6 protein-coding genes are annotated in these 13,652 nt (G+C 43.6%); 2 read left to right on the plus strand and 4 right to left on the minus strand.

Going from position 1 to position 13,652, the window contains the following annotated elements; translation table 11 throughout:
- Window positions 1-87: 87 nt before the first annotated feature.
- Window positions 88-2,487 carry a type 1 glutamine amidotransferase family protein gene (locus F551_RS0115145; RefSeq protein ID WP_155826092.1) on the minus strand — a complete coding sequence of 800 codons (2,400 nt, stop codon included), beginning with the start codon at window positions 2,485-2,487 and terminating at the stop codon, window positions 88-90.
- Between the two features lie 170 nt (window positions 2,488-2,657).
- On the opposite strand from F551_RS0115145, the gene F551_RS16805 reads away from it, so the two are divergent.
- Complete coding sequence (locus F551_RS16805) at window positions 2,658-4,577, plus strand: CRTAC1 family protein (protein ID WP_018998376.1); 1,920 nt, start codon at window positions 2,658-2,660, stop codon at window positions 4,575-4,577.
- Window positions 4,578-4,638: 61 nt separating this feature from the next.
- On the opposite strand, the gene F551_RS0115155 is transcribed toward F551_RS16805, so the two are convergent.
- The 3 genes from F551_RS0115155 to F551_RS0115165 all read right to left on the minus strand — a co-directional run bounded on the left by F551_RS0115155 (window position 4,639) and on the right by F551_RS0115165 (window position 11,342).
- The gene (locus tag F551_RS0115155) at window positions 4,639-6,195 is read right to left on the minus strand and encodes a sulfatase-like hydrolase/transferase (protein WP_018998377.1); all 1,557 of its coding nucleotides are present in this window, start codon (window positions 6,193-6,195) and stop codon (window positions 4,639-4,641) included.
- Window positions 6,195-7,697, minus strand: a complete 1,503-nt coding sequence (locus F551_RS0115160) for a sulfatase-like hydrolase/transferase (RefSeq protein WP_018998378.1) — start codon at window positions 7,695-7,697, stop codon at window positions 6,195-6,197. The genes F551_RS0115155 and F551_RS0115160 overlap by 1 nt, the downstream gene beginning before the upstream one ends.
- 108 nt (window positions 7,698-7,805) lie before the next feature.
- Window positions 7,806-11,342 carry a TonB-dependent receptor gene (locus tag F551_RS0115165; RefSeq protein ID WP_018998379.1) on the minus strand — a complete coding sequence of 1,179 codons (3,537 nt, stop codon included), beginning with the start codon at window positions 11,340-11,342 and terminating at the stop codon, window positions 7,806-7,808.
- An 869-nt stretch (window positions 11,343-12,211) separates the two neighbouring features.
- On the opposite strand from F551_RS0115165, the gene F551_RS0115175 reads away from it, so the two are divergent.
- Window positions 12,212-13,642, plus strand: a complete 1,431-nt coding sequence (locus tag F551_RS0115175; protein WP_018998381.1) for an aldehyde dehydrogenase family protein — start codon at window positions 12,212-12,214, stop codon at window positions 13,640-13,642.
- The last annotated feature ends 10 nt before the right edge of the window (window positions 13,643-13,652 follow it).

Raw genomic sequence — 13,652 nt, forward strand, 5'->3', positions numbered from 1 at the left:
TCTAATTCTCACAATACAAAAAGACACCAAAACTGTCCTCCAGTTTCGGTGTCTAAAACTCATATAGAAGAAGGTTCTATTTTGAACTTATTGAACAGAAACTTGAATTAACAATACTTCTTCTGAACCCAATTCGAATTCCTCTTCATATTTTTGAGCAGTCATCAAATCAACAATTGACAACTCAGCACCACTTTTGTGAGTCAGTTTTATTTTGTTTGTTGATTTTCCAACATTTAGAAGATTCACCAAGTAACTTCCGTCTTCTTGCTTAACGACACGGGAAATGTTGGTTTTGTAATCCTCACCGTTGTCTTCGCTAACAATGATATCAGGCATCTGATCAGCGACTTCTGATAGTGCAATTTCCCTTATTTCATCAATGCTGGATCCTTCATCGAGCACGATCAGCTTTCCATTGCTAGTTGAGAGTTTTTGTTCATGTAATTGTCCATATTCATTCTTGGACAAACTCTCTTTTGAATCCACGACAATCGTACCACCTTGATCCAAATAAGCCTGCAAAGCTGCAACCTCTCCACTGGTGGCATAAGGCGTATTATAAACCACGATAGTATCCCAATTTGCGTTGTCTTGCTTCTCTATAATATTTTGAGTCGCAAACCCCACAGGGAAACCCTCGAAGAAGAACTGCTCATAAAACTTGTTCGACTTCGTCATATAATCAGTTGTGTTGATAGCCGTTGTCTCTGAGTAGAAAATACGCAATGGGCGCTTTTGTTCGCGTAATGCAATTATCTCTTCAGAAAAGGTGTTCAAATCAAGCATAACCTGTGTCACCTCATTGGTAACATTTGGCTGCATGTTATTTGAACCGGCATATGCTCCGCCGAGTCCAGGATCAAAAAAGTCTAGCTCCCCCTCTAAACGGTCTTCAGGAGATCCATCCGGGTCACGTGCCCAGAACCACCCCATATTGGCGTCCATCCCCATCAAGGTGGCAAGCCAATAAACACTTCTGACATAGCTAGTACGCGTATCCAACTCTCTCCACTGCCCTGAAGACAGGAAGTGAGATTCTGAATTCACATTAATCTTATCGGGACCAACAGATTCTAGGAAATCATGTAAAATTCCCATGCCTTTCCAATTGTAAGCATACTTCTCCATCCATTCATTTTTTACATGTGGACGAATGCTTTTGGTTCCCTTGGCTTTCGCATCATGACCTATCATCGTGGTCAGTTCAGTTAATGCTTCAATGTCCAAACCATGCGAACGAGAGTCTTCGTAAAAAGTACGCGGGAAAATTTTGATATGTGTGTCTGCTTCAGGATTCACTGCATGAAGCTCGTCTTGCATGAATGTGAACCATTCAGTCGTACGATGCATATTATAGCGAGACCAATCATACCATTTCGGAGTTCCGATTAATGCAGAATCGATAGGGATTTCAATTTGAACATCATCAAAACTTGAGAAATCGGATTGCCAATTTGCATTCAACGAAGCCAAATCCCCGTCATAAGTTTCACTCAAAAACGCTTGGAACTTCGCGAGCGTGTATGATGAAATGCCCTGCATCTCTTCATAATTATGCGTCCAATGCCCTTTTTCAGCATACCAGTGTGGTTCATTGGCGAGTACAAAGCCAAGCTCAATAACCTTTTTGCCCTTGGTAACCTCTGCCGACTTACGCAGAATTTTACTCCAGACTTCGCGAGCCAACGGGTTATCCAGGTCAAACCCTTGGAACAATGCACGACCTTTACGAATCTCAGGCTCTTTGGCTTCTACCCATTCAGGAATCCCCATTAGCCACGCGACAAGATACCCAATATTATCATCTGGAATATCTGTCAGTTCTTTTAAAAGCTCTTCATCAAATGTACCATCTTCCTTCACAAGGAAGGAATTTATGGCTCGATCATGGTCCACAGGGTATAGGTTTTCTCCTCCGTGATACAACGCACCTAAATGATCGTTATAAATGTCGGGGTGCCCCAGCGGTTGTCCAACAGTCTTGGAGAAGTAATCGTATGGGAATGTTGGCTTCCCCTCGCCGTTAACAAACATGTTGTCACCAGCTGTCGTATTTTGCCAGTCAACTTTACGTACTGGACGACGCTTAATTTCACCACTGATAACTTTATTCAGATCTGCAATGCCGTCATCTAATATTTCGATGACTTTCTGACGTTCAAAGTCAGGCAATTCTTTAGCCAATTGTTCTTTATTGGGAGCATAGTAGCGCTCGTAACCGAATGCCGCTTCAATTGCTTCGTAATTGTCTTCATCCCAGTTTGCAAATTTTAGAAATTGCTCTGCAAACCAAACAACGGATTCCTCCCTGGTCACATCCAACCCTTTGGATTCCGCTTGCTTCATCAATTGTTCTATATGCTCTAACTTCGAGAGCGCCTCTTGTTCATAGACATTTACTTCAGGAACAACTGATTGGGTTGAACAACTAGCAGTCATTAGACCAATTGCTAAAAATACAGAGTTTCTCAGTTCGCGTTTCATACGATCCTCCCCAGAAACGTAATATGGTTGAGACATAGCATTCGCCAGTCCGAATTTCTAATTGCCTAGATAGTTAGCATGGACCTTCCATAATCACAACAAACATCATATGATTAAAATAATAGTATGTTATGTTTCTATACAAAATAAAGACTCTGGGAGGACCAAAAATGAAACTCAAATACATTGCGACTAGGCCTAATCACACTAAATTGCTAATTTGCGCAGGATCATTCCTGATGCTTTCAAATTGCTACTCAGCCCAATTTGTTGCCAACTCCCAAGATACTCATGGTGCTGAAGATACGCCTATCTTCACTGAAGATCACACTGACATTTCATTTGAACACAAACCTCGACGCAAATGGGACAACGCAATAATTGCAGACCTAGACAAGGATGGGCACCAAGACCTCCTTCTCACTGATCACGGTTACAGCATAAAACTGTATTGGAATGACGATGGTAAGTTTGGTAAAGGCACGGATATCATCATGGGAGACATGCATGGTATCACCGTTGGTGATTATAACAGTGATGGTGATCTAGATATTCTAATTTCTCGTGGTGGTGGCTCAGGAACAAACGCAAGAAATGCCAAGATATTCAGTGTAAACCGTGACCGACAATTACGCGAACCACCTGCATTTGAAGAAGCCTTCAAAAAAATGCGCGGCCGAACAACGAAACTATTTGACGGCGACAATGACGGTGACCTTGATCTTATTCTAACAGGTATTCCCTTAGACTTTACCGATCCTAAAGGAGCTAACCATGTATATGAAAACGATGGACTAGGTGAAATTGCATTTAAAGATTATCTGCCCGCAACATCTAGAGAAACGCACCGCATACTCATCACAGATTACAACAATGACAATATCCCTGATCTAATCTTTTATGGCGATAGTAACATGTCGCTACTCAAGGGTAATGGAGATCTCACATATGATGACGTGTCTAGCTCTGCTTTAAATTTTGATCTCGAAAACTCAAACCACATAACCTCAATAGCTGAGATTGATTACGATAATGATGGCGACCTCGACCTCTATTTAACGCGCGCCACTGAGCTGGAACATGGAACAACTTTCTATAATAAAGACACTCAAACTCTAGCTTTTTTCACCAAACGCCAAAGGTTTCGCTTGGATGACGTTGAAATAGGCGAAACACTTGAAATCGAAAATTACCAAGCTGGTTGGCCTCATTTCCCTGTGTGGGTCGGAGAGTCTGGATATCGTTATGAATTTGAAGGCGAGACACACAGCGGCCGAGATCTAAAAATAGTTGCCAGTGCGGCATTGGGTTGGCCAGATGAACAAGAAAAAAGAGGTTTCCATTTTGGATATGTTGGCAATCAGAAATGGCGATTTGAGACGTATTCTTTTCCTCCTATGACCGCTATTATTAAAGGAGTGAAAAACTATAATTCATCACCCACCTCCTCTGGTCCGCAAGATATTTTACTTGAGAATACGGGAAACGGGTTTGTCGATGCAACATCCAAAGCCGGCTTAAAATCTGGCATACATTCAATGGGGTCGGCAATTGGTGACTTCAACAATGATGGCTTTCCTGACATCTTTATCGTAAAGCGCGGAGACCCTACAAAAGAAAACCACAACGCTCTCTACCTCAATCAAGGTGACAGTACGTTCAAAGAAGAAAAAAACCACGGCGCGATTACCACCGAATTAGGATCAATTGGTTTTAACGCTGAAACATTTGACTATAACCAAGATGGTTTAATCGATCTGATCACAAGCAATGAGCGTGGCAAATGGCATTTGTTCAAAAACACTGCTGATTTTAACGAAGCTAAGTTTGTAAACATTCAAGTCGGCTCCTCACCCAAAACTAACGCAAGCGCAATTGGCGCTTTGGTGAAATTAGAAGCATGTGATCAAACTCAAACGCGTCGCGTTGGAAGCTCTTCATCGCCATATTCGCAAAGTTTCAATACAGACATTCATTTTGGTTTGGGAGAATGTTCTGAAGACTTAACTGTCACAGTTCAATGGTCCGATGGCGGAACTGAACACGCTACAGTTAAAAAGACAAACACGACTTTTAGTATCGGAAATTAGAACAAAAAAAAGCAGCCTCAAACGAATAATGAGGCTGCTTTTTACTTAGTTTACGAATGCTCTATTGAATACTGTCAGCTATCCGTTTTTCCAATCTTACCGCTGACGGGTCTTCCACCTCAATAAGACGTTGTTTCAAACGCTGACGGAGCCGCAACACTGTGTCTGAATACTCTGTATCATTGATGAGATTAGTCACCTCACCCGGATCATTTTTGAGATTGTAAAGCTCATCTCTGGAGTCGCCCGGATTCCAAACATATTTATACTCAGACGTCCGGATCGCGCGCAATCCAAACCATGCACCATTATACCATTCATATGCATAAAGCGCATCATCATCTTCGTCGCTAATCGCCTCATCACCCTTTATCATTAAGGGAGTCAAAGTTTCTCCATCAATGGGCCCATCCGCTTTTAGCTTCATCCACTCATTAAGCGTTGCTGGCACATCCAAAAGAGACACGTGGCGGTTAACTATACGTGGCTCAATATCTGGGTCGCGCATCAATAATGGAATTCTCATAAGCTCGTCGTAAGCATATGCCGACTTATCATAAAGCCCATGTTCTCCAAGCATGCTTCCCTGATCTCCAATGAAGACAACATGGAGATCATCCCAAATACCTTCTTCCTTGGCAGTATCGATAATCTCACCTACAGCACGATCAAGCATAGCAATCGCCCCATAATAGTGCGCTCTAGATTCCAACCAGTCTTCGTCTGTCATATGAGACACTTCATGCCATGGCCACCATGGTACTTCTTGGCTAATTGGCTTGTTTACGCGCTCAGCCAAATGATTTGAAGGAACATCTATTTCTTCATTTGGGAACATACTCGCATATGGCTCAGGGACACGATATGGAGGATGTGGCTGACTAAAACTGATCACTCCGAAAAATGGGCGCTCATCCTTAGCAGCTTGACGCAACATTTCCTGCCCTGCTCGAACCTTCTGAGCCGCTTGTGTGTCGTCATACGTACCTTCTAAAGTAAGATAGTACTGGTTTTTCTCACCATTCGCATCACGCTCACCTTCAAGATACCGACGCGTTTGATCCAGTCTTCCATAGGGAGCAAACTGAGTTTCGTGATCAATGAGTTCTTTGTCATAAGTATCTACAAACTCGGCCCCGCGCTTGATCATCCCTTTTGGGCCCAAATGCCACTTTCCAACATACCCCACAAAGTAACCAGCATCCGCCGCACCTCGGATAATGCCACCTTCCGCATCATTCAGATTAGTTTGCCTTGAATGCCAAAGTGCAACATTATCATCCAACCCTGTGCGATGCCCCCATCGTCCAGTGAAGAATGCCGCCCTAGATGGAGAACAAAGTCCAGTTGTTGTCATCGCCATATCAAAACGCGTAGATTGCGCCGCAAGCGCGTCAATATTAGGGGTAGGAACAGGACCGCCGCGATGCGAAAAAGTATCAAAGCGCATGTCATCAAACATCAAGACCAGCACGTTCGGGTTTTCACCCTTTTTCGCCTGAACTTGTTCAATAGACTCTTTGGGCTGGGCTTCTTGTTGTGCTTTGGTATCCGTAGCCGAGCATGCGCCCAATATTAGTGCTGAGGCGGCAATAGAAACATAGATTTTTTTCATCATTACTTTGCACTCTCTTCCAAATCACCATCCCATTTAGGCGGCCACTCATTCCAGATAGGAACGCTCTGCCGTCCCATCTCTGATTCCCAATTTTCAAACTCTTCTTTCAGCTTTTTATTGGTGTCTTTTTTACGCTTCTTGGTATCGAATTTTTCTTCCTTGTCCGCGCCAATATCATATAGCATTTCTGCGCCTCTAACTGTCACGCGCTTATCATCGCCAATCAAAACACCTGTTTTCCAATTTGCATTGGCGTCATTATTTATATAGCGCCAGAACAGCTTTTCGTGCGGCATATCTTTAAACGCAGCATCCTGAACGAATGGCACTAGGTTTACACCATCTAACGGTTGTTCTGTGGAAGGCTCTAGTCCATTAACAGCCACCATAGTTGCCAAAATATCCAATGAACTAACAGGGTGAGGATAATCTACACCAGCGGGAACTTGAGCAGGCCAACGCATAGCAAAAGGCACGCGAACTCCCCCTTCAAACAAATCCCCTTTCCCTCCTTTAAAAGGCAGATTGATGGAACCATTCTTGGCTCTTACCAATGGTCCCCCATTATCCGATAGAAAGAAAACAATCGTATTATCTGCTATTTCCAGCTCATCAAGCGTGTCGAGCAAACGACCGACCCCATCATCAACGGCACTAACCATTCCTGCATAAATTTTACGTTTTTCATCTTCAATGTGTGGAAAACGATCTGTGTATCTAGGCGGTGCTTGCAAAGGCGCGTGCGGCGCATTGTAAGCCAAATACATAAAGAATGGCTCGTCCTTTTTGCGCTTCACAAAATCAACAGCTTCGTCTGAGAGTATATCAGTTAGATACCCTTTTGCGTCAATCTTGTCTCGGTTCTTCACAAGACGCGTCTGATAAAGGTGAGCTGAAGACTTAGCTTTAGAAAGGTCCACATCTCTGTATTTTTCGGCGTAGTAATTATGTCCACCATTGGTGAAACCAAAAAACTCGTCAAACCCACGTTCCAATGGGTGAAAGTTTGGGTGATTTCCCATATGCCACTTACCAATGATGGTGCTTGTATATCCTGCTGGTTCTATTACGGCGGGGATCATGTTTTCGGAAAGAGGAAGCCCAGCATTGGGATCTTCTGGATTTTCACTCGCATTTAAATCATATCCAAAACGAGACTGATAACGCCCGGTCAACAAACCTGCGCGACTTGGGCCACATACAGGGAAAGACACATAGCCGCGATCAAATCGAACGCCTTCATCGGCAATGCGATCTATATTGGGGGTTGGAATATCTTTGCTGCCATTAAAGCCCACATCTGCATACCCCTGATCATCTGTCAAAATCACGATAACATTGGGCGTTTCTGCAGCTATTGAAGCTGGTGCAACCCTTGCCACCGGAGGGTTTTCTTGAACTGCACAAGCCGACGCGGAGATCCCGACCAATGCAAATGCCAGCACTTTTTGTAATGTCTTCACCGGTACCAAAATTTTGGTACCTTTCAACAAGGGGGTCATTTCGCTTTCTTCCCTAAAGCTAAATACAAACATATTTGTAAAAAAAGGGCCGAGCGGTTGGAGGAAATCCGCTCGGCCCTTTAGGTCATGCTAATCTAGAAATTTAGATTAGAACTCATAACGCAATCCGATACGGAACACTCGACCACTATTACGCAGTAAAGCAGTTCTGTGAGAAGGCTGATCACCCAGAGACAATGGTTCGCCTGGAATGAAAGCTGAACTGTTAGGAAAAGGGAGGTCCTGTTCAACAACAGCGTATTGACGCGTGACAGTATCTAACAGGTTCACCGCCTGGAAGTTCAGCGTAAGGTTGTCAGTAATATCCCAAGAACCTGAGGCATCCAACGAGTCATCACCCTCACCATAAAGACGCACATCACCTTGAACATTACCTGATGAAATCAAGTAATCCGTACGTGTGTTGTATGCCAAACGCAAGAGCTTACCGTCTTTTTCATAGAACACAGTCGCGTTGAATGTGTGCAATGAAGTGTTTGGCAATGGTGCTGTCAAGAATGTTTGCTCCGTACCAATCGGCGAAACAATGGTTTGACCATCAATTTGCGAGTCTGAATATGTGTAGTTTGATGTAAAACCTAGACCGCTCCATAATCCCGGAAGATATGAAAGGTTGTGCTGAAGTGTAATCTCTGCCCCTCTCACATAACCAGTTGATGTGTTCACCGGACGTGAAACATTTACAATGTTACAACGTCTAAGATCTAACGGATCCCCCGTGGCAGGATCAAATCCATCCGGAGCCAAAAGAGATGCATCCAGAATTCTTTGTGGCAAACATCCACTTGTCAGTGGATTAGCATTAGCCTCGAGCAACAAGCTACCCAAACTACCTTGGAAGTCTGTATCAGCTGGAAGCCCAACCTCATCTACAAGCCCTGGCACAACAGCCCCGTCAACAGGAGCACCGTAATAAATATCTCTGAAATCACGAAGTGCGAATGGTGAGTTAGTCACACGCACACCATCTGATAGTTCTTTGTTGAAAAGAGCGATAGAGAATAGCGACTCTTCATCAAAGTACCATTCGTAGGAAAGGTCTAAGTTATCAGAAATATAAGGGTCCAATCGAGTATTTCCTGAACTCGCAAAAGTATCCCCAAACGTATTTTCTTGAATTCTCAAGTTTGTACGTGTTTGGTCAATGTTTGCACGAGCCATTGTACGAGACGCGGCAAACCTCAAGAGCATATCATCACGCAATTGGAAATTAACATTCAATGCTGGCAACCAAGTGTCGTATTCATGCGTGTCAAATGATGTATCACCAGGAATATCGTACTCTGATCCACCTGCAGTATTTGCCGGAACATTAGGCCCAAAGATACTAAGCAAAATTGCGGCAGTTTCGTCAGATGTACGTGTGTTAGTAGGATCACCCGGCCCATTGAAACCAAAGAATTGTTGGTTTTCCTCACGCGTCAAGAAATTCAATCTTGACAGTTGTAAGCTCAGATTACCTTCAGACTCAACTTCAGTTTTGGCGTAACGCACACCAACATCACCAAACAAACGCCCTTCAAGAGCTTCAAAGTTTGCTTTTAGATAAGCCGCATAAGCTGTTGTTGTGATATCACGCAGCGAAGCACGGCTGTTTGGGATGGCACCAGTTAACTCACTTTCCGCTTGCAGCGCGTCACGCAAAGCGTATGGGTCCCAACCAACGATCCCATCTGTAATGTTATCGCGGGCCAAACCAATGTCTTCACCAAAACCATCACGCAAGAAGTTTTCATCAGTTACAAATTCAGTGATGTTCGCACGGAATAGACGACCAAATCCATTTGCGTTTCTGTTAAAACCTTGGTTGGTTTGTGCCTGCTTACGACTACGTTCAGACCACTTCAAACCAAACTCTGTCTTTGTAACTGGACCAAATTGGCGATCCCAATCTACGTCAAAAAACAGGTTTTTGGACAAATCAGTAATATTACGATCGCGCGCAGAAATGTTACCAATATCCCACTCAAATGGATCATCCACAATTGCAAGGTCTGGGTTGGCACCATTCACACCACCAGGCGGTAATGTAGCTGTACGATTTGGAATTGTGTCACTCAAGAATATCTGACACACTCCTCCTGGCTCACAATCATACCCTTTGATAAGACCTGATCTTGGATTGTTTCCATGAAAACCGTTGAAGTTTTCCCCGATAAGAGGCGAATTTCTATTTTGAGGCTGGTTTTCGATTTGGGTCGTAGCAAAAATCCAATCATTGTCTTTGGCTGTCGATTTGGAAGTTCCACCGCTAAGGTTGAATGTGAAATCATTCCATTCTTTTTCAATACTCAAGCCCAAAACTATTTGGTCCTCAGTGATATCAGTTCTCGTTACAGCAGGTCTTACATACCCAATGTTTCTGGCACCACCTGGTGTGTCTGCTTCACCAGCTGGCTGACTCCCAAAGAATGCTGGAAACGCTTCTTGGCGGTAACGTGTCACATCAAAAGTTTCGGGGTTGTAGACGTTTTCGTTTCCTAAAAATAGTGGAAAAAACCGTGTCGCTGGGCGGATTTCAAACTGATCCTGATCCGTTTTTCGATCTGTTCGGCTGAGCGTTACATCCAACTGAATGTCCGTTGTGTCATCTGGCTGCCATTGCACAGCACTATTTAAATTGTTCCGCGTCGTTTCGAAAAATGTTTGATCGTAAGTGATGTTAAAAGGAAGCAACACACCTATGCGGCTGTTGGCAACGTTACCATCAGCATCTGTATAATCCAATGTACGGTCAAGAGCGCCAGTAACACCATTAGTGATTCCACCCGTTAAGCGATCAGCAAAAACAGATGGAGCGTTAGGCGCTGATGGAGTCAAGGCACGCTCAAAACGGTTCATCAATTGTGAGTCTTGACGACCTTTGGTTGTCTCGCTTGTAGCAACCAATGAAAGCCCTAAACGGTCATTAAACAACTTTTCCGAAAGCGAAGCATTAAATCTGTAACCAGCATCCCCAAATGCATGTAATCCTTCCCCTTCAGGAGACAACAAGTCATTGCCACGCCCTTGAATTTCAAAGACACGACGTTCTTTATTAAAGTTTAGAGGCTTAAACCCTGTTAGGTTAATTGCAGCCCCCAGAGACCCTTCATCATGGTCAGCACTCGGTGTCTTTGCCACTTCAATTTGAGAAATAAGGTCAGATGAAAAAGCACTAAAATCAACGGCCTGACCGGAATCAAAATTCCGCACATCACCCGCAGCGTTCGTCAGTGTAACACCATTAATCGTCACATTGTTAAGGTTAGCCTCGACACCACGAACTGTTACAGTTGACCCTTCACCGTTGGCACGGTTGATCGATACACCTGTTACACGCTGAAGTGCTTCCGCAATGTTCTGGTCGGCTGACTTACCAATGTCTTCAGCAGAAATTCCGTCCGTAATATTTCCGGAGTTGCGTTTAGCCACCAATGCGTCTGTGAGCGATTTTCTAAACCCAGTTACAACAACCGTATCTAGAGTTTTGGTCTCATCTTCCTCAGCTGTAGCTTCCAATGAATTCGTGGTTTCAACAGTATCTTGCGCATATGCAACTTGAGACAGCGAGAGCAACCCGAGTACAGATGCCGCCCCCAATAACGACTGAGAAAATCTCAGCACTTTGAAATCTTTGTTCATTCTCTTCTCCCTATCCTTTATCCTCAAACTCCAAAGAGTTGTTTTGTTTTTGAGCTGGATCGGCTCAAAATTCTTTTTTCCGAGACAAAGAGCGACTGAAGTACCGACCTTAAAATCATGAGCAATTGTGATCTACCGATCAAAACTAATCAACTCAATCATCATACGTTTTATTGTTGACCCAAAAAAAGGCGAGATTTCTCTCAAAACCCAGCCGATTCAAAATCAATGTCGATCTACTATACCAGTGACAATTCATCCCTTCTTTATATTCATCATATGTTTGAATTTTGTCCCAAAAAAAAGGCTGTTACCATACCAAAATTCATACATCATCGCGCAATCAATTTTCTCAATACGCGAAGTCAACGAGTATTTTTGTTGCACACTTTTGAATAATGGTAAACGTTTCCTGTAGAGCTTTTTTGCAACACTCACCACAAAAAACACGTACATTCATCACGCAACACACTGTATTTTAATAGAAATATTTTTTGACGTATTTTTGAATTTGAACCTTCGCGTCACCCGACATAAGCATGTTGTTACCCTGTTTCAGCAGGCTTCACAGATACAGATTCGGCTTTTCCGGAGACAAATTTGAGGCACCTCCCCACCACTCAACTAGCAATTTGAATCGGAACCCCTCTCAACCGCTTAACTCTTGAAACCCCAAAAACCACAAAGATTATGAGTTGCATTTTTAAACATATGATGTTAGCAAAGATTAGATAAAAGGATGAGGTGCAGTTTTTTTGGCTGAAACCATGGGTGAATTGAACACACTCTTTGTTCGCTAACTGAATTGCTGTTTGTAGATAAACAACCACTCATATCCTTACTCAGAATTGCATGGGAAGCGGTCATAAATGTTTTCGAAACTACCATATATAAACGGGGAATTAGTCAAAACAACGTCTTCGTATGACGTTATAAACCCTGCCACAAACCAAGTTTCAGGTACCATTGATTTAGCTGCGCCAACCGAAGCAAATCTAGCACTTGAAGGTGCGCAAGCAGCTTTTCCGATCTGGTCCACCACCCCCGTTCAAGAGCGCGTAGACTGGATGCACAAATTACAGGATGCTGTCCTCGAGAACGAGGATCATCTTAGAGAATGCGTTCACTTTGAAATGGGGAAACCATGGAGCAGCACGAAAGATGATTTCGATATGCTCGTGGATAGTCTCAACTTTTATGCTGACGAAATACTCAAAATCAAAGCAGAGGAATTACAGGATCGTGATGGCACTCATACTCACATTATCTCACGCGAACCTGTTGGCGTTGTAGCGGCTTTCCTAGCTTGGAACTTTCCGCTTTTAAATCTCGCTTACAAATTGGGACCAGCAATGGCTGCTGGGTGCCCAATCATCATAAAACCCTCTATGCAAACGCCTTTATCAGCATATGCGGTGGGTGAGCTGTGCCAAAAAATCGGCCTTCCCGCTGGTGCTGTGAACATAATAAGTGGACGCAATAGTGAAATTGGTGACCTGATTAGTTCTTCCAAAATTCCTGCAATGCTGACTCTTATCGGTTCCACACAAACAGGCCTTCACGTTATGAAAGCTGGTGCAACTTCCATAAAACGTTATTCAATGGAATTGGGTGGGAATGCGCCTGTACTAGTGTTTGCAGATGCGGATTTGGATTTAGCAGCAGATACCGTTTGCGGATTGAAGTACTCAAATGCCGGTCAAATATGTGTTGCCCCTAACCGAGTGTTTGTTGCAGCTGAAATAGCTAAAGAGTTCAATCAAAAAATTGTTGATCGGGCCAATGCTAGAAAAGTTGGCTTTGGAAAAGACCAAGACATAGAAATGGGTCCAGTCATTGACCAAAACTCTTGGGATCGGATCGACAGCTTAGTACAAGATGCAGTCTCTGATGGAGCGGAACTATTGGCAGGTGGCGGGCGTCCGCCTGGATTAAAGGACGGCACCTTCTACGCTCCCACTGTTCTGGGAAATGTCAAAGACGATATGAGAGTGGCAAGAGAAGAGATCTTTGGCCCGATCGTCAATTTAATGGAATTTACAGATGAAGAAGCAGTTCTTGTAGCTGCAAACAACACCGATGCAGGGCTAACCGCTTACATTTTCACCGAAGATCAAGATCGGGCAGACTTTTTCGCATCAAAATTGAGGTTTGGAGAGATTCAAATCAACGGCGTGAAGTACGCAATCAATCTTCCACACTGCGGCATCAACCAATCCGGCATTGGTGTAGACTGCTCTCACTTGGCACTTGATGAGTATCTCGTTCCTAAACGAGTCAGCCGTGCGATTGTCAAGTAAGGTAGAGTAT

It is taken from the genome of Hirschia maritima DSM 19733 (assembly GCF_000378345.1).
In the GTDB taxonomy this organism is placed as follows: domain Bacteria; phylum Pseudomonadota; class Alphaproteobacteria; order Caulobacterales; family Hyphomonadaceae; genus Hirschia; species Hirschia maritima.